This window comes from Actinomyces marseillensis (genome assembly GCF_900155605.1).
GTDB classification, from domain to species: domain Bacteria; phylum Actinomycetota; class Actinomycetes; order Actinomycetales; family Actinomycetaceae; genus Pauljensenia; species Pauljensenia marseillensis.
In genome coordinates, this window is sequence record NZ_LT707420.1 from 691,728 (window position 1) to 708,735 (window position 17,008).

General features: G+C 56.9%; 15 protein-coding genes and 4 tRNA genes. 11 read left to right on the top strand and 8 right to left on the bottom strand.

Translation table 11 applies throughout. The annotated features are described in order from the left end of the window. The 4 genes from BQ8011_RS02885 to BQ8011_RS02900 form a co-directional block, all read right to left on the bottom strand. Positions 1-1,129 (bottom strand): Ig-like domain-containing protein (locus tag BQ8011_RS02885; RefSeq protein WP_234952142.1); only part of this gene is annotated, 1,129 nt, incomplete at its 3' end. A 297-nt stretch (positions 1,130-1,426) separates the two neighbouring features. Continuing rightward, positions 1,427-1,502, bottom strand: a tRNA-Phe gene (locus BQ8011_RS02890). Between the two features lie 28 nt (positions 1,503-1,530). Beyond that, positions 1,531-1,604 (bottom strand) — tRNA-Asp (locus tag BQ8011_RS02895). A 61-nt stretch (positions 1,605-1,665) separates the two neighbouring features. Continuing rightward, positions 1,666-1,738: transfer RNA gene (locus BQ8011_RS02900), tRNA-Glu, on the bottom strand. A gap of 219 nt (positions 1,739-1,957) precedes the next feature. On the opposite strand from BQ8011_RS02900, the gene BQ8011_RS02905 reads away from it, so the two are divergent. The 4 genes from BQ8011_RS02905 to BQ8011_RS02920 are packed head-to-tail and all read left to right on the top strand — an operon-like array spanning position 1,958 to position 6,096. Continuing rightward, the gene (locus BQ8011_RS02905; protein WP_034501198.1) at positions 1,958-3,766 is read left to right on the top strand and encodes a mechanosensitive ion channel family protein; all 1,809 of its coding nucleotides are present in this window, start codon (positions 1,958-1,960) and stop codon (positions 3,764-3,766) included. 2 nt (positions 3,767-3,768) lie between these two features. Continuing rightward, positions 3,769-4,236, top strand: a complete 468-nt coding sequence (gene msrB, locus BQ8011_RS02910; RefSeq protein ID WP_072457261.1) for a peptide-methionine (R)-S-oxide reductase MsrB — start codon at positions 3,769-3,771, stop codon at positions 4,234-4,236. Between the two features lie 7 nt (positions 4,237-4,243). Next, positions 4,244-5,161, top strand: a complete 918-nt coding sequence (locus BQ8011_RS02915) for an EamA family transporter (protein ID WP_072457262.1) — start codon at positions 4,244-4,246, stop codon at positions 5,159-5,161. Next, entirely contained in the window at positions 5,158-6,096 is a 939-nt protein-coding gene (locus BQ8011_RS02920) for an EamA family transporter (RefSeq protein ID WP_072457263.1), read from the top strand. Before BQ8011_RS02915 ends, BQ8011_RS02920 begins: the two co-directional genes overlap by 4 nt. 15 nt (positions 6,097-6,111) lie before the next feature. On the opposite strand, the gene BQ8011_RS02925 is transcribed toward BQ8011_RS02920, so the two are convergent. Continuing rightward, a tRNA-Lys gene (locus BQ8011_RS02925) sits at positions 6,112-6,183 on the bottom strand. 66 nt (positions 6,184-6,249) lie between these two features. Between BQ8011_RS02925 and BQ8011_RS02930 the strand changes: the two genes are divergently transcribed. The 6 genes from BQ8011_RS02930 to BQ8011_RS02955 all read left to right on the top strand — a co-directional run bounded on the left by BQ8011_RS02930 (position 6,250) and on the right by BQ8011_RS02955 (position 12,677). After that, a complete protein-coding gene (locus BQ8011_RS02930; protein ID WP_072457264.1) occupies positions 6,250-6,888 on the top strand; it encodes a hypothetical protein in 639 nt (212 codons plus the stop codon). A 130-nt stretch (positions 6,889-7,018) separates the two neighbouring features. Next, positions 7,019-8,293, top strand: coding sequence for an ABC transporter substrate-binding protein (locus tag BQ8011_RS02935; protein ID WP_034501203.1), 1,275 nt, complete (start codon positions 7,019-7,021; stop codon positions 8,291-8,293). A 1-nt stretch (position 8,294) separates the two neighbouring features. Next, a complete protein-coding gene (locus BQ8011_RS02940) occupies positions 8,295-9,245 on the top strand; it encodes a carbohydrate ABC transporter permease (RefSeq protein WP_072457266.1) in 951 nt (316 codons plus the stop codon). Beyond that, entirely contained in the window at positions 9,242-10,096 is an 855-nt protein-coding gene (locus BQ8011_RS02945) for a carbohydrate ABC transporter permease (RefSeq protein ID WP_034501204.1), read from the top strand. The genes BQ8011_RS02940 and BQ8011_RS02945 overlap by 4 nt, the downstream gene beginning before the upstream one ends. Continuing rightward, entirely contained in the window at positions 10,093-11,550 is a 1,458-nt protein-coding gene (locus tag BQ8011_RS02950) for a sulfatase-like hydrolase/transferase (RefSeq protein ID WP_072457268.1), read from the top strand. Before BQ8011_RS02945 ends, BQ8011_RS02950 begins: the two co-directional genes overlap by 4 nt. A 92-nt stretch (positions 11,551-11,642) precedes the next feature. Then, positions 11,643-12,677 carry an NUDIX hydrolase gene (locus BQ8011_RS02955; RefSeq protein WP_231945354.1) on the top strand — a complete coding sequence of 345 codons (1,035 nt, stop codon included), beginning with the start codon at positions 11,643-11,645 and terminating at the stop codon, positions 12,675-12,677. Between the two features lie 4 nt (positions 12,678-12,681). On the opposite strand, the gene BQ8011_RS02960 is transcribed toward BQ8011_RS02955, so the two are convergent. The 3 genes from BQ8011_RS02960 to BQ8011_RS02970 are packed head-to-tail and all read right to left on the bottom strand — an operon-like array spanning position 12,682 to position 14,830. Next, a complete protein-coding gene (locus tag BQ8011_RS02960; protein WP_231945355.1) occupies positions 12,682-13,119 on the bottom strand; it encodes a septum formation family protein in 438 nt (145 codons plus the stop codon). 13 nt (positions 13,120-13,132) lie between these two features. After that, positions 13,133-14,194: an inorganic phosphate transporter gene (locus BQ8011_RS02965; RefSeq protein ID WP_072457270.1), complete on the bottom strand. Its 1,062-nt coding sequence runs from the start codon at positions 14,192-14,194 to the stop codon at positions 13,133-13,135. A gap of 3 nt (positions 14,195-14,197) precedes the next feature. Next, complete coding sequence (locus tag BQ8011_RS02970; protein WP_083429978.1) at positions 14,198-14,830, bottom strand: DUF47 domain-containing protein; 633 nt, start codon at positions 14,828-14,830, stop codon at positions 14,198-14,200. A gap of 303 nt (positions 14,831-15,133) precedes the next feature. Between BQ8011_RS02970 and BQ8011_RS02975 the strand changes: the two genes are divergently transcribed. Next, positions 15,134-16,972: a phosphoenolpyruvate carboxykinase (GTP) gene (locus BQ8011_RS02975; protein WP_072457272.1), complete on the top strand. Its 1,839-nt coding sequence runs from the start codon at positions 15,134-15,136 to the stop codon at positions 16,970-16,972. The last annotated feature ends 36 nt before the right edge of the window (positions 16,973-17,008 follow it).

Genomic DNA, 17,008 nt, shown 5'->3' on the forward strand with positions numbered 1-17,008 from the left:
CGGGGGTCGGGGTCGTGGTCACCACGGGGGTAGGTGTGGTGGTTGTGACCGTCGGGGTCGGAGTCGTTGTCACAGCCGGGGTAGGAGTCGTGGTCGTGTTGTCTTCGGTGGAGCCGCCACCGTCAGCAGTGATCACAGCCTTACCGTTAAGGACAACTCCGTTCACCGAGGCGTTGTTCTTGAAGGTTGCGGACTTTCCGACCATAGCCGGGTTCTTAATCTTGGTGTTGTAGGAGATCGAGTACACCGCATTTCCGGTGCCCTTGGGCCAAGTGGCGGTGAAACCGGTGCCATCCGCCTTCTTCGTCACGGTGAAGACACCGCCGTTGATGGCGTCGCCATTGGACACAGAGGTTGACTCGCCCAGCGGGAAATCATCACCGTTTGCCCAAACGGACATTGAAGGCTCGTTAGCCAGCGTGTAGCCGCCGTTGTCATCTTGGAAGATGTCCTCGACGGTAATGGTGCTCACAGAGATTCCTGATTCGATGACGTTGATCGACCAGTTGATCAGCGAGGCGTCGTCACTGTCGACGGTGCCACCCTTGTTGTGCTTGGTGGTCTTTCCGAGATTGGTATCGCCAATACCGGTGCCATCGCCGGGGAGGGGAACAGAGACAGGCTTGCCGTCAATGGTGAAGGTGACCGCAGCTGCATTGGTCTTTGCTGCAGCGCTCATCTTCGCCCAGCCACTTCCGGTGATGTTCTGGTGAGTATTCGCGTAATCGGTGAAAGTGCAGGTGATGATCGCACCGGGTTGAGGTGCGGGAGCCGAACACTTGACCGCAACTGCACCGTCGGGAGCCGTCATGTCGAACTCAAGCTTCGTGCCGGTTGCTGCGAAGGTATTGAGCTCTGCGGGAGCCTGGATAGTGAAGGTGTCGCCTTCACGAATGTTCTTGCCGGTCCCATCGATGGCGAAGTCGACCTGCATCATGGTGCCAATGCCGAGCTTGGTAGAACCACTGACGCCAGAAAGGTGGACATCTTTAACGATGTCATTGATGGTTGCTGCCTGAGAAGCACCTGCCTGAGAAACAACAATGTATGCCAATGCGAGGAAGCAAGAGAGGAGCATTGCGAGCCCCGAAACTGCTGATCCCGCAGCCTTTTTTACGCGTGTGAACACCTTAAAATCTCCTGAAATATCTGTGTGGGATATCTAAATATTAGTGAGTTTTGGTGTGGGGATTCAAGTGCGTATCGCTTTTGGGTATGGAAGCCCTCCTTCCCTTCTATGTTTTTGGGAAGGTGGGAGGGTGACTGAGTCGCATGCTGCTGCGCTTTGTAAGGGGTGCGTTCGGGTTGTTGAAGAAGAAACGTTACGTAGCTCACATTGTTGACAAGATGGCAACGTGGAAAAGTTAGCGCGCAGTGCTTGGTGTGAAATGATAAAGCAAAACCCCCGCGTTGCGGGGGTTTTATCTGGTGGCTCCGACCGGCGTCGATCCGGTGACCTTTCGATTTTCAGTCGAACGCTCTACCAACTGAGCTACAGAGCCAGGACCGAAACCTGCTGGCCTGGTCTTGCGACCCCGACGGGACTTGAACCCGCGACCTCCGCCGTGACAGGGCGGCGCGCTAACCAACTGCGCTACGGGGCCTCACAATAGGTGAAGCCTATTGAATTTTTCTTCACTGTCGACACGAACGACTTCGAAGAAGTACCCCCAACGGGATTCGAACCCGTGTCGCCGCCGTGAAAGGGCGGTGTCCTAGGCCTCTAGACGATGGGGGCCATTGTTCGGCCACCGGTCTGGCGTCCGAGGACGAAGAGAATATTAGGCAGAAGCGTGCCGTTAAAGCAAAAAGAATGACAGTGATGACCGTCACACAAGGACTTTTCGTTGAAATGGTGCATGTTTTTGTCATTGTCTCTCACGCAAGCATCAGGCGCTTTTCATTGATCGCGCATAGGCTTGATTGAGAAGATGATGAGCGACATAAGGATGGTTTGATGATTTTTCCTCTAGACGATTCCTCTCCTTCGCCTTCCCCCTCGGGGATTACCCAGGCAGCAGTCGACAATGCTCTCAATGTCGCATCGCTTGTTTTTGCTACTCTTGTTGGTGCTGCCATCGGCTTTTTCGTCGCTCTCGTAATCGCCATCATCGTGCGACCGATTGCCCGCCGCTCGCGCTACTTTGCCGCCATCGTTAAACGAGTTCGCACCTCCTTCTATCTGACAGCTCTGTCATGGGGCGCATGGATCGGCCTGCAGGTGATGCTCGTCAATACGACTCTCTCTGATTGGTCGAACGGTGGATTAGTTGGTTTCGCCTCGCATGTCCTGCTCATCGTTTCCGTTCTCACGACGACTTGGATGATCTATAACTGCGCCTGGATCTTCGAAGATGCTACGCAAATCCGTCAGGCACGTGACGGCGGTGTCTCCCGTAAATTCGAAACCCAAGCGCAAATCATTCGTCGCTTACTCCAAGTCCTCATCATCATCGTCGGAGTCTGCTTCGCTCTCTTCACTTTCGATGCCGCCCGCCAAGCGATGACGACCGTTCTGGCCTCTGCCGGTCTCATCTCCGTCATCGCCGGTCTTGCCGCGCAACAAACCTTGGGCAATGTCTTTGCAGGAATCCAGCTCGCATTCACTGATGCGATCCGTGTGGGTGATGTCGTGGTCGCTGGGGGAACGAATGCTCCCTCCGGAAAAGTCGAAGAAATTACCCTCTCGTACATCGTTGTTCGCCTCGCTGATGAACGTCGACTTATTGTCCCCTCTACCTATTTCACCTCAAACACTTTCGAAAATTGGACGCGTCGAGCCGCCAAACAGCTCGGCTCTGTCGAGCTCAAATTGGATTGGGCCGCTCCCATGACCCTGATCCGAAACCAGGTGCAAAAACTTCTCTTGGCAACGGACTTGTGGGACGGGCGCTCGTGGGCCGTCCAAGTCGCCGACTCGGATGCAACGACCATCACGGTTCGCATCGTCGTTTCCGCAAAGGATTCTGGGACACTGTGGGACCTGCGCTGCTACCTGCGCGAAAACATGATCCGCTGGATTGCTGAGCAAGAACCTGCAGTACGTCCATTGACCCGCATTCAGCCCCTCGATATTCAAAGCATCCAGCACGATACTTCTCGCGAGGCCATCGCCCGCCTCGCAAAGGAACTGTCGGGTATCGCGGTTGATACGACCGGTGCCCCTGATGCGCACACCACACACTCACCTGACTCTCCAGTTTCCACTTCGCCCACGGCCTCGACAGGGGAGGGGGAAGATGCCGTGCACGAGGTGCGCTTGCTTGCCGCGCGACAAAAGGCAAAGCGAGCGCGCAGGCGCGCAATGGCGCAACGTCAACGCGAATTGGCGGACACGGGAAGTATCCGAAGCGTTGCCCCCAGCCCCGCCGAAGAACAAACTCAAGTCTTCACGCAGACCATGCTCCACTCTCTCGTTGCCGAGCAACTGGCACAGAAGGTCGCAGAGGCCAACGCGCGCCTCGGCAAGCTTCACCCCGCGCCGCAGGAAACCGCGGTGCTTCCCGCCGCCTCGGCACCTTCTCGACCCCAGGAAACGGGTGCTCACCCCGAGGAAACAGTGATCCGCGGGGAACGTCTCTTTTCGGGATCTCCCGAGGCCGATGAACGCAACGAAATCTACGCCGGACCGGGTGAAGATGTCCTCGCTGAACGCGAGGCGGCAGCAAAGCGCCACCAAGAAGAAGCGGCGCGTAAAGACGGTGGCCCGCGCATTCCCCAAGATGCGACCCGCCCCCTTCCGGAGCCTCGAAGCGAGAGGAATTGATCATGAAAATTATTCGCACCCGCGATCGCGCAACGAAACTCGAACACCTGGCCCGCAGTGAGCAAAGCGCCCCAAGTGTGCACTTCAGCGAAGAGGAATGGCGTGAGCGTTTGAGTCCCCAGCAGTTCCTTGTCTTGCGTCAGGCTGGAACCGAAGCGCCTTTCACCGGGGAACTATTGGAGGAGCGACGGGAAGGAACCTACGTGTGTGCCGCATGCGGAGCGCAGCTCTTCCCCTCGACAACAAAGTTTGATTCGCACTGCGGATGGCCAAGTTTCTATGAATCTCTGCCCGGAGCCGTCAACTACTTCGAGGACATTTCCCATGGAATGAGGCGCATTGAAGTGCGTTGTGCAACCTGCGATTCGCATCTCGGCCACATTTTTGACGACGCACCAGATCAGCCCACTGGAAATCGCTTTTGTATGAACTCGTTGAGTCTTCATTTTGTACCTGCCGCTATGGCATAGTGGGTAGGTGCTCTCCCATCTTCGTGCACTCCTCACACATGTTTCTGCGCCCGTTCTGATCATCGGCGCAGCGCTCAGTGCGTACAGTGGTGCCGCGTTTGCAGTCACGATTTTTTCCGCGCTTGAACCGGGCGTGATCGCGTGGCTGCGTGTCTTTATCGCCGGTATATTCCTATGCGCACTGAGGCGTCCGTGGAGAGCCGGATTGACCTGGAGAGATCTTCTCGAATCGGCGCTTTTTGGATTGTCCCTGCTGGCAATGAATGTCGCCTTCTATGAATCGATTGACTACTTGCCGATGGGGGCCGCGGTGTCGATGGAGTTCATTGGCCCCGTTGTTGTTGCCGTTGTCCGAGGCCGAGGAATTGGCCCAAGAATTGCCGCAGTCCTGGCGATGGCTGGGGTTGTCGCCATCGGCGGCTTGGGTCTTGACCTTTCTGACCCGCGCGCATTCACCGGAATGAAGTGGGCGTTTTTTACCGCATTGGCTTGGGCGCTGTACATTCTTCTGGGCCAGCGCGTTGCTTCGAAGCGATCGGGAGTCACGAACCTTGCTGTGGGCTGTGCGCTGAGCGGGCTGATCGTTGCGCCTTTTGTTCTCCACCAAGCTTCTCCCGCGATCACTCAACCTCGCATCCTGGGAATCGTCATTGTTGTGGCAGTCTTGTCAACGATTGTTCCCTGCTCTTTCGAGGCTATTGCGATGCACCGCGTCTCGGCGGCGGATTTCTCACTCTTCACCGCGCTTTCTCCCGCTTCCTCGCTTCTTGTTGGAATCATCATTCTTCGCCAGATTCCGACCCTATGGCAGATGATTGGTCTTCTCTTGATCTCCTTCGCGGTTGCGATCGCATCCCGACATGGCACCAAGGATCACGTTGTTCTCGCCGAAGAAGTGCATGAAATGGTTGAATTGGCCTCGTGACGAATCGAGCTCCCGTATCCCTGATCAACCGTGTTCCTGCCCAAATTCTGATCGTCGCCTCGGCGCTTATTCAATACAGCGGCGCCGCAGTTGCAGTCTTCGCTTTCTCGGTCGTCGAGCCGGCCTCGGTCGCCTGGTGGAGGGGATTCGTTGGCGGTTTGGTTCTGTGTGCGTGGGTGCGTCCGTGGCGAGGCCTTGATCGAGCGACCCTGAAGGGCGCTCTCTTCTTCGGCATTGCCCTGGTCTGCATGAACGCTTGCTTTTACGAGGCAATTTCCCGCATTCCCCTGGGGGCTGCGGTTTCGCTTGAGTTCCTTGGTCCTGTGACGGTTGCTGTTGTACGAGGTCGTGGCTGGGCGCCAAGAATCGCTGCCTTCTTTGCCTTGGCCGGGGTGTGTGCGATCGGCGGACTTGGGTTGGATTTGAGTGCACCGAGAACCTTGGCTGGGGTTGTATGGATTCTGGCGGCCGGCGCATCGTGGGCAACTTACATCGTCTTGGGGCAGAAAGCGGCCTCGTCGAGCTCTGCGATGGTCAACTTGTCGCTGGGGTGTGCTTTCAGCGCGTTGATCTCTGCGCCAATCCTCGCGCCCGGTGCGATGGCTGCTTTCAGCGATCGCAGGGTGCTGATTGCGGTGGTTGCTTTGGCCTTCTTGTCGACAGTTTTTCCCTATACGCTCGAGGCGATGGCAATGAAGCGGGTCTCTGCTGTGACTTTCGCTTTGTTTACCGCGCTTCTTCCCGCAACTTCTGCGCTGATCGGTGCGCTGCTTTTGCGCCAGATTCCTAGCCTCTGGCAGCTGGTGGGACTGGTGTGCATTTCGATTGCTGTGGGAATTGCGTCCTTGGCAGGACGTGCACATCCAGATGTCAATGCGAAAGATGCAGCCGTGGAATCTGTCGGTGTCCGGGGCACAGAAGAAGCAGAAAGCTAGAAAACGTAGAAGAAGTAGGCCCAGGGGGACTCGAACCCCCAACCCACGGATTAAAAGTCCGCTGCTCTACCATTGAGCTATAGGCCCGCGGGATTTCCCGCTATGTGGTCGGAAAACCGAACCAACCCCACCATCTTAATGGCAGGAGAGCAAATGGGCGAAACGCAACGCATCCCCAGGCGTCCCGCGATCTTGGACTATGCGCAGACTGAAGCAATTGTTGGCGCTCAGGATGTGGCGGATTCCTCGGTTCTTGCGCACTCGACAGCCTGGGCGTTGCTTGGGGTCGGTGATGAAGACTTCGATGCTCATGCGCTTGCGCGTTTGAAGGAGCTTGTCTCCACGGGTGGGATCCCTCTGGTTGCTGAGCTATGGGCCTCGAGTCCAGATTTCACTCTTCCCGGCGCATTGTGGCGGGTTTATTTGTTCCGCGAGTGGTACCACCGTGACCCTTTGATCGTGGCAGAGCTGTATCTTCTGGGACTTGCTGCCGAACGCGTTCCGGGGCTTGAGCGTCCCTTGAATGATGCGCCGCTTGATGAGGTGATTGCACAAGCTGATGCGCTGCTGCGAGGAGAGCGCACAGATGATGATTTTGAGGAGATCTTCACTGCCATCGCACGTGCGATGCGGATTATTGCCGCTGGAGATCCTCGGGTTGGTCAGCAGTGGATTGATGATCCGCACGATGCCTTGGCCTACGGGGTCACCATGCGTGCTCGCGCGCTGGTGATGACGGCGCAGGAATTGGAGCGCGCCTCTTCCCGTGCTCGCGTCGGTGATTTGGACTGAGCCCTTTATTTAGTATCGCGAAGTTACAAAAGGTATTGGCATCGCCTGAGCCGGCTGCTAGTATGACGCAGGTAACAGCGACGGGGTGTGTGAATTTCTCAAAGTCGAGTTGTTCTCACAAGGAGTACCCATGTCTACTCGTAGACGCTTTGGAACCGCCTTTATCGCGGGTATTGCAGCACTTTCGCTGCTCACTTCGTGTTCAGGAGGTGCCTCAAAATCCTCTTCAGGAAGCGAAGAAAAACTCACCTTCATGATGCTTGGAGCATCACAGAAATCAATCGAGCACATCGAGAAGAATGTCCTACCGGAATTCAAGAAGAAGACCGGCGTCACCGTCACTTTGCAGACCTCAGACTGGGGGAGCGCCTTCCAGAAGTACACGACCGCAGCTGCATCGAAGCAGATGGCGGATGTCGTTTCTCTCGGCGCGATCTGGACCGCGCCGCTGGCTGATAAGGGAGCCCTTCTTGATCTTGGCCCGTACATGGACAAGTGGGCAGACAAAGACAAGATTTTCCCAGAGCTTCTCAAAGACGGGCAGTGGGACGGTAAGCAGTACTCAATTCCCTACGGCTTCGATCTTCGCGTTCCGGTCTATCGCAAGGACCTCCTCGAAAAAGCCGGTGTCGACACAACGAAACTGCCGACAACGTGGGAGGAATTCCACCAAGTCGCACTCAAGGTGCGTGACGCCGGGATTTGCGAATCTCCGATTTTCTGGGGTACTGACAAGTCCATCGGCCTCCAGCAAGGATTCGCTCAACTTATGATGCAGAACGAAGCCAAGTACTGGAAAGAGGACGGGACCTCGAACTTCTCTTCCCCGCAAGCTCGTGAAGCTTTGGACTTCTTGGTGACAAGCTTCAAGGAAGGAACTGCTGACTACCACTTGGTCTACTCCGGTAGTGGGGCGCGTCCTCTGGTTTCAGGTCAGTCAGCAATGGGCTTGGGATCGCGAAACGACTACTACAACGCAGAGAGCACGAACCCTGAGGTTGCCAAGCAACTCCTCATCGGCCCCGCACTGGTTGGTCCTTCGGCATCGAAGGGCGCTGCTGGAGCGTGGATCAACAAGCTCGCTATTGCAAAGAACTCCAAGAACCCCGATAAAGCATTCGAGTTCATCTCCTTCCTCATGGAAAAGGACAACCTGAGTGCATTTGACGAGAGCTATGGTGTTCTGCCTGTTCGTACCGATCTGGCTGAGGCCTCGTGGCTTGGTGAAACGGGACTTCAGCTCATGGCACTGGCAAAAGACGCTCAATCACAGCCCCCGCATCCAGGAATGATGCAATTTGGCGGAGACATCAACAAGCTGCTTGATCCGGCGGTCCGGGGATCAGTCGGAGTGGATGAGACTCTTGCAGCAATAGACCAGAAACTCAACGCCTTCGGGCACTGATATGTCTCGTCAATTGAATACAGCCCGTTGCTCGTCGGCGCTGGAACGCCAGCGCCGACGAGCCGGCCTGTCACTGATTGCCCCGGGAGGGGTTGCAGTTATTCTCTTCACCCTCCTGCCTCTGGCGCTTGCAGCAGTGTTCTCCTTTACCAAGTACGACCTGATTAACCCCCCAGAGTGGGTTGGTTTCGAGAACTACATCGGGCTCTTCTCCGATCAGGTCTTCCTGCAAGCAATCGGGAATACCCTGTACTTCGCTTTCGGGCAGGTTGCTATCGGCGTCGTAGTCGCCTTCATGATTGCCATGCTCTTCAGTCAAAAACTGCATGGGAACTCGGTGATGAGAACGATCGTTTATATGCCGCAAGCGATGTCCTACGTCATTGTCGCCCTGTTCTGGTCTTTCTTCTTTGATCCATTCTCAGGACCAATCAATGAGTTTCTCCAAAACCTGGGAATGCCAAAGGTCTACTTCCTCACTGAGGCATCTACGGCAATGCCCTCAATTTTGCTTGTGTCCTTGTGGCGCAACATGGGCTACTACATGGTCATCTTGCTGGCCGGAATCCAAGCGATACCGCCCCAGCTCATTGAAGCCGCTCAAATTGATGGAGCCGGTGCCTTCCGTCGCCTGATTTACGTTGTGATACCGCAGCTGAAGAACACTTTGTTCTTCGTGGCAATCACCTGGTTAATGGGTGGTTTCCAAATGTTCACTCAGGCCTACGTCATGACCCAAGGTGGTCCTGAAAACTCCACGCGAACCATCGTCTACGAGCTTTATGAATCGGCATTCACCTACCTTGACATTGGTCGAGCATGCGCCATTGCTGTCCTGCTCTTCTCGACGGTGATCGTCGTTGGTCTGCCCGTTCGCTTGTTCCAAAACCGGGCAGCACGTCGTAGTGCTACCCCGGAGCGCACGCCTGAGCACTCTGGAGGGACACGATGAGAAAAATCCTTCGATCCGGGATCTTCCACACCCTTGCCCTGATCATTACAGCTCTATACGTTGTTCCCTTGGCATCGATTTTCTTGGTTGCCTTAGCCCCGGCAGATCGTGAATTACAGTTCGGTATCCCCGATGAATTCGCCTGGTCAAACTTCGCTGAAGCCATGCGTGCAGAGAACTTCCCGCTCTTTTTCGCGAACTCACTTGTCGTGTCCTTGGCCTCGACGGTGCTTCAGGTCCTTTTATGCGCGATGGCCGGCTATGCGCTTGCAAAGATGCCGATCCCGGGCAAGAAGACCATTATGCTCGTCCTCATTGCGCTCATCATCGTTCCGCCGGAAGTCATGATGGTCCCGCTCTTCGTTATCGTCACGCACGTACCCTTCGCGGGAGGTAATGACCTGTGGGGAAATGGCGGGTCCGGACTACTCGATACCTACGCGGCCTTGGTTGTCCCGCACGTGATCTCCGCACTGTGTATTTTCTTGATGCGCCAGTTCTACTTGGATCTTCCAGATGAACTGGGTGAATCTGCGCGAGTCGATGGTGCAAGTGAAGGACGTATTTTCTGGCAGATCTACACACCCCTCGCGCTTCCAGCGGTTGCGGTCGTTTCGGTTCTTGCTTTCCAAGGGGCATGGAATGACTTCTTGTGGCCACTTGTTTCCGTGAAATCAAACGATATGCGTACGCTCCAATTAGGACTCGCAGTCTTCTATCAAGAAAACTCAACCCAGTGGAGCCTCCTCATGGCAGCGGTCATTCTCATGACCTTGCCAATCGTCGTGATCTTCCTCTTTGGTCAGCGCTACTTTACCGCCGGGGTCTCTGCTGGAGGTGTTAAGGAATGACCTTGCATCCCAATATCCTGCTCTTTCTCACTGATGATCAGGGGCCCTGGGCGCTTCCATGGATCACGCCGGAACTGTGCATGCCCGCTCTGGAGGACTTCGCCTCAGATGCGTATGTCTTTACGCAGATGCACACGCCGTCTCCAGTGTGTTCTCCGGCGCGCGCGTCGATCCTCACCGGAACCATGCCCTCCACTCACGGAGTTCACGATTGGCTTACGGGGACACGGCATCCGCGCGCACAGGCTGACACCTACCTTGACCACCTAGAAACTCTTCCGCAGATTCTTCAGCGCTCGGGTTACGCCTGTGCGCTGAGCGGCAAGTGGCACCTAGGGGATTCGTGTAAGCCGGCGCCTGGATTCTCCTCGTGGTACGCGCATCGCTACGGGGGTGGCCCATACATGGGTGCGCCGATTTGGAAAGATGGTCACGAGGCCGAGGAAGAGTTGTACTTCACCGATGCAGTTGGCGTCCATGCCCTAGAGTTCCTTCGCGAGCGTGCATCCGCAACGGGTGAAGACGGGGAATGTCAGCCCTTCTTCCTTTTTGCCGCGACAACGGCTCCGCACGATCCGTGGGGAGAAGACCAACATCCCGATGAACTCCTCGACATCTATGCAGATGAGGAGTTCCCTTCGATTCCACGAGAGGAACCCCATCCTTGGGCCGATTATCAACGGGTACATCAATTCGCTGATGCTTATCGAGATCCCGTTCCTTCGCTTCGCGGCTACTGTGCCGCGCTGAGCGGAGTCGACCGGGTTTTCGGCGCCCTCGTCGATGAGCTCAAGAAGCAGGGTGAGTGGGAAAACACGATCGTGATCTTCATGTCTGATAACGGCTTCTCTTGCGGGCATCACGGAATCTGGGGGAAGGGGAATGGCACGTTCCCTTTGAACTTCTGGGATAACTCCGTACGAGTTCCCTTCCTGATTCGTATTCCCGAGGCCCTCGCCGCCTCCGTCGGTATTGATCCTGGGCGTGAGCGCGGGTGTTCCTCTCCGGTCAATGAGCTCATCTCTAGCCTCAATTTGTTCACGAGCTTGTGTGAATTGGCTGGGGCCCAGTGCGCTGCCGATGTCCGCCGAGGTCAAGGCACGCTGCTCGATATCCTTCGAGGCAAGTCGGGCAGCGATTCTGTCGCAGTTTTCGATGAATATGGAGCCGCACGAATGATCCGGCGCGGGATGCTCAAATACGTCTGGCGTGAAGAAGGGCCAGAGGAACTGTACGACCTCGAATGCGATCCCGATGAACGTCGCAATCTCATTGATGACCCGACCTACAGTGGAATTCAATCAGAGCTAAGAAACGAACTCGACCATTGGTTTGAGGATCATGAGGATCCGCGATTTTCCGGTATCGGTTTGGATGTCACTGGACTTGGTCAGATCATGCCCCTGTGGCGCTCCCGTGAAACGGAGGCATTCGTCCAATTCGGTGAGGAATAGAAACATCATTTCTGATATTTCCGGCGAGTGAAGTGAGCGCGGGTGCGGCGTATGATCCACACCCGCGCTCACTCTACGTTAGGGTTAATAACGTGACACCCAGCCCTCAGCCCATGCCCCCGATGCGCCTCATTCGCGCAGGCGGCGCCCTCGTGTGGCGATTTCGCGACCCCGCACGACCGATCATTCCCGGGGAAGTGCTGGATGAGCGAGACATCGAAGTCCTGCTGGTTCACCGGCCCCAGTACCACGATTGGTCGTGGCCCAAGGGGAAGATTGAGGGCAAAGAAACTATTCCCGTCGCGGCGGTGCGCGAAGTCGAAGAAGAAACCGGCCACGTCATCCGCCTCGGCGCACCCCTGACTACCCAGCGCTACCGCCTCGGCTCGGGACAGACCAAGGAAGTGCGCTACTGGGTCGGAACGCTGATGGACAGCGACGGCGGAAAGGACGAGGGCCTCGTCCACCTGCGCAAACCCGTCCACCGTGCACCTTCGCGCGAAATCGACCAAACGCAGTGGATGACGACTTCTCGCGCACACGATCTTCTGACGCGCCGCGGGGACCGACGCCTGCTGACAGAACTCGTCATGCGAGGCCGCAGCGGCGAACTCGTGACAACCGCGCTGGCACTGCTCCCTCATGCACGTACGGTTTCTGCTCAACAGTGGGAGGGAGACGAGGAGACTCGGCCCCTGTCACGTGTTGGCGTGCGCGAAGCCCTCGAGCTGGTCGATCTGCTCTCCTCTTACGGTGTGCGCCGGGCAATGGCGACCTCGAGTGCGCGGACCCGCCAGACCTTAGGACCGTGGGCCGCGCTCGCGGGAGTCGACATCGAGGCACTCCCGTCGCGCGCCGCTGGAGCGAATTCCCCTTCCTCTGACGAGGCCTTCGCGCGCGCGCTCATCAGCGACAGCCAGCCGCGGGTCCTATGTACCCCGCGAAGCATGCTTCCAGGAATTTTTGACGTATTCCGACAGTTCACGCCTTCGGGTGTGCGCATGAACTTTCCGCTCGATGCCAGAGAACTTTCGGCCTCGGAGATGGTTATTTTGCACACCGTCGTACATGGGGGACAAGTTCGTGTCCTCGATGTTGAAAGGCATGCCCCAAGGGCCGGGGAGTAGCGCTCTAATACGCTGAATCGTGGATTGAACCGCTCAGGGTTTGCTGGCCGTTTGCTGCCGCTATGCAGACGATCTGTCGGTCTCCGCGCTCCCACGATTCGCGGCTCGGGGCTAGCCAGAGAAGATCAAGAGCAGAATCCTCAGCGGGGATCCCAACGTAGGACCGGAAGGCTAGCTCACACTCGCGGCGAGCATCCGTTTCAAGTTGTGCGGCCTCGGGGAAGTCTGCGCCTGCAACCGTCGGTAGCGCGATCACTTCAGCTTGGTGAGGGCGAGAGCAAGAAACGGTTTCCAAGGAATAGGCACTTGTCGTTGGAGGAACCTGAACGCAGGCGCCGACCGAAAGGCGCATCACTGACGAAAAACCGCACCCGCTCAGCGTGCCTGCCCCCAAAATACAGGCAAGCACACCGAGACAGATGCGGTTAAAAAAGGACTTCACTCAATCGAGGGTACTAGACGCCAACGATGAGTGCGCAGATCCAGTAGACGATTCCAGACACAACAGCAGCTGCTGGCAAGGTCAGGAACCATGCCGTAACGATCGAACCTGCAACACCCCAGCGTACGGCGGAGAATCGCTTCGTACACCCCACGCCCATAATTGATGTCGATACGACCTGCGTCGTTGAAATCGGAGCGTGGACAACGTAGGAGCACAGGTAGAGGATCGATGAGGAGACCGCTTCTGAGACAAAGCCTCGTGCCGGGTCAAGATCGATGATCTTTCGACCGATGGTACGCATGATGCGTCCGCCGCCAGCCATTGTCCCCAAAGAAATTGCCAAGGCTCCGGAAATCTTGACCCACAGGGGGACCGTCATATCTCCGGTGACCGGATCGTAGATCTGGTGTGTTTCACCGTAGCCGCCGGCAAGAAGAGCCATGACGATAATGCCCATGGTCTTCTGTGCGTCTTGGATACCGTGACCCAGCGCCATAGCCGCAGAGGAAACACGCTGAGCAGCGCGGAAGCGGCGCATGGTGCGGTGGTATTGAGCATTGCGCAAAAGGAAGAGAGCGACACGCATGACGAAATAACCGACAACGAAACCGATGATTGGTGAAGCAAACATCGGAATGATGACGGACTTAACGATTCCCCACCAATAAACGGCTGTGCCGCTCATCAAACCTGCACCAACCATGCCACCGATAAGTGCATGAGAGGATGAGGAAGGCAGACCAAACCACCACGTAATGAGGTTCCAAATACACGCGCCTAGGAGGGCTGCAAGGATGATGACCAAGCCCTTTTGCTGCATTTCCACCTGAGTGGATTCAGCGTATGGGCTGATGGAGATGATTCCCTCGCCAATTGTCTTCGCGACTGCGGTCCCCATCATCGCGCCAAGAATGTTCATGACTGCAGCCATAAGCAAGGCGGCACGAGGCGTCCAGGCTTTTGTGGAAACCGAAGTGGCGATCGCGTTCGCTGCGTCGTGGAAGCCGTTGGTGTAGCTGAAAAACAGAGCAACGGCGATGACGACGCAAACCAGGATCAGGTTAAGATCCACGACTCAGGATTCCTTCAGTGCGAGGGATTCGATGACATTCGCCAGGTGCTCGAAAGCATCGGCGCAGGCTTCCAAGCTCTCGACAACATCCTTGAGCTTGATGATCGTGATGGGGTCGAGACCAGAGTCAAAAAGAGTCGTCAGGGCACGGCGGTAGGTGAGGTCGCCTTCGTTTTCGAGGCGGTTGATCTCGATCCAGTAATCACGCATGTCGACAGGGGACTTCAGTGCCGGCATGTTTTGCGCGGTCAGCTCCGCGCAGTGGGTGAGAACCGCGATCTGCGACTTGAGGAGGGTCAGGATCTCCTCGGGAATGTTAGTAATGCCGTACAGGACCAAGAGGTCACCGGCCTCGTCGATGAAGTCCATGCAATCATCGAGGTGAGCAGCCAGGGACTGAAGATCCTCGCGGTCAAAGGGGGTAATAAAGGACGAATTAATGCGCTGGAAGATCTCGTGATTGAGTTCATCGCATTGGTGTTCAACGCCGTGAAGCTGATCGCGAAGTGCGACTCGTTCTTCGGGGGAAGCAGCGTAGATTTGAGCAAGAATTTCAACGCCCTCAACGAGCTTGTCTGCTTGCTGGGTGAAGAATTCAAAGAAATTTGGGCCCTGCGTTCTGTTGCGGATCCCCATAATGTTCCTCCGATTGTGTTGAGATTGCCTCAAGGCAATCGTCATCCATGACACACTGCATATTCAAGTTCACTGAGGCAGGAACTTCTTGCTGAGTAGTGTGTCTATTGCCACATTATGCCCGAAAGCTCGGATCTCTCGGGAAAAGTGGGGCATTCCGTCGCCGAAGTTGACGCATTTGTCAGAATTTTCAGCCCAAAAGGGACCTATCGCCCGCGCAAATGCCGGTGTGGTGAGAGATGATTAGAGCGTAGATCGGGGCGTGACCGCGCCCCAGAATCACCGAGTGCCTCAGGAGGCAAAATGTCCGTGACCGAACAGGATGTGCGTGCAGCCGCTCCGGCAAACGCTCCCGAAGATGTCATCAAGTGGGTTGCTGAAATTGCAGCGCTGACCACCCCTGATCGTGTGGAGTTCGCTGACGGCTCCCAGGAAGAGTGGGATCGCCTCACTTCTCAGATGGTTGAGAGCGGCATGTTCACCAAGCTGAACGAAGAGAAGCGCCCCAACTGCTTCCTCGCCCGTTCCAAGCCCTCTGACGTTGCGCGTGTTGAGTCTCGTACCTTCATCTGCTGTGAGAAGGAAGAAGACGCAGGCCCGACCAACCACTGGGCAGACCCCAAGGAAATGAAGGCAACCCTGCACGAGAAGTTCACGGGTGCCATGAAGGGCCGCACCATGTACGTGGTTCCCTTCTCCATGGGTCCTCTGGGTGGCCCCATCTCCCAGCTCGGCGTTGAGATCACCGACTCTCCCTACGTTGTTGTCAACATGCGCATCATGACCCGTATGGGTGCGGCTGCCATGGACCTCATCAATGAGGGCCGCGTGTGGGTTCCCGCCGTTCACTCCGTCGGCGCTCCGCTGGAGCCCGGTCAGGAAGATTCCAGCTGGCCCTGCAACGACGAGAAGTACATCACCCACTTCCCCGAGACCAACGAGATTTGGTCCTTCGGTTCGGGCTACGGCGGCAACGCACTGCTCGGCAAGAAGTGCTTCGCTCTGCGTATCGCTTCGACCATGGCACGCCGCGACGGCTGGATGGCTGAGCACATGCTTGTCCTGCGTCTGACCCGTGAGTCCACCGGTCAGCAGTTCCACGTCACCGCTGCATTCCCCAGCGCCTGTGGCAAGACCAACCTCGCCATGCTCCAGCCCACCATCCCCGGCTACAAGGTCGAGACCGTGGGTGACGACATCGCTTGGATGCGTCCGGGCACCGATGGCCGTCTGCGCGCCATCAACCCCGAGGCAGGCTTCTTCGGTGTTGCACCGGGAACCTCCTACCAGACCAACCCCATGGCAATGGAGACCGCAAAGGCCAACTCCATCTTCACCAACGTTGCACTGACCGACGATGGCGATGTGTGGTGGGAAGGCATCGACGGTGACGTGCCGGCACACCTGATCGACTGGCACGGCAACGACTGGACCCCCGAGTCCGGCGAAAAGGCTGCTCACCCGAACAGCCGCTTTACCGTTCCCGCCTCGCAGTGCCCCATCATCTGCCCCGACTGGGAAGCACCCGAGGGCGTCGCCATTGACGCGATCCTCTTCGGCGGCCGCCGCGCAACCAACGTTCCGCTGGTTGCCGAGCAGTACGAGCCCGCACACGGCGTGTTCATCGGTGCTTCCGTTGCATCCGAGGTCACCGCTGCTGCAACCGACGTCAAGGCCGGTTCGCTGCGTCACGACCCCTTCGCCATGCTGCCCTTCTGTGGCTACAACATGGCCGACTACTGGGGCCACTGGCTCGAGATGCAGGACAAGTTGGGCGAGAACTTCCCCAAGGTCTACCAGGTCAACTGGTTCCGTAAGGACGAAGACGGCAACTTCATGTGGCCCGGATACGGCGATAACTCCCGTGTTCTGGACTGGATCGTCCGCCGTGCAGCTGGCGAGGTTGAGGCAATCGACGGCGTCACCGGCCGCTACCCGCACTTCGAGGACTTCAACCTCGATGGTCTGGACATCGACCAGGCCAAGTGGGACAAGCTCTTCGAAATTTGCCCCGACGCATGGGCAGCCGAAATGGACGACACCGAGGAATACTTCTCGCAGTTTGGTGACAAGCTCCCGGCAGCTATCACCGAGCAGCTCGCGAAGTTCCGCGCGCGTATCGCTGCTGCAAAGCAGGCCTGATAGCGTTTAGCTAGCGTCAAGGCGGGGGGGGCCCCC

Bases quoted from the DNA above. Each gene is read 5' to 3' on its own strand.
- BQ8011_RS02945 (WP_034501204.1), top strand. From the start codon at position 9,242: ATGAGAAAAATCCTTCGATCCGGGATCTTCCACACCCTTGCCCTGATC.
- BQ8011_RS02930 (WP_072457264.1), top strand. From the start codon at position 6,250: ATGGGCGAAACGCAACGCATCCCCAGGCGTCCCGCGATCTTGGACTAT.
- BQ8011_RS02935 (WP_034501203.1), top strand. From the start codon at position 7,019: ATGTCTACTCGTAGACGCTTTGGAACCGCCTTTATCGCGGGTATTGCA.
- BQ8011_RS02975 (WP_072457272.1), top strand. From the start codon at position 15,134: ATGTCCGTGACCGAACAGGATGTGCGTGCAGCCGCTCCGGCAAACGCT.
- BQ8011_RS02940 (WP_072457266.1), top strand. From the start codon at position 8,295: ATGTCTCGTCAATTGAATACAGCCCGTTGCTCGTCGGCGCTGGAACGC.
- BQ8011_RS02950 (WP_072457268.1), top strand. From the start codon at position 10,093: ATGACCTTGCATCCCAATATCCTGCTCTTTCTCACTGATGATCAGGGG.
- msrB (WP_072457261.1), top strand. From the start codon at position 3,769: ATGAAAATTATTCGCACCCGCGATCGCGCAACGAAACTCGAACACCTG.
- BQ8011_RS02905 (WP_034501198.1), top strand. From the start codon at position 1,958: ATGATTTTTCCTCTAGACGATTCCTCTCCTTCGCCTTCCCCCTCGGGG.
- BQ8011_RS02970 (WP_083429978.1), bottom strand. From the start codon at position 14,830: ATGGGGATCCGCAACAGAACGCAGGGCCCAAATTTCTTTGAATTCTTC.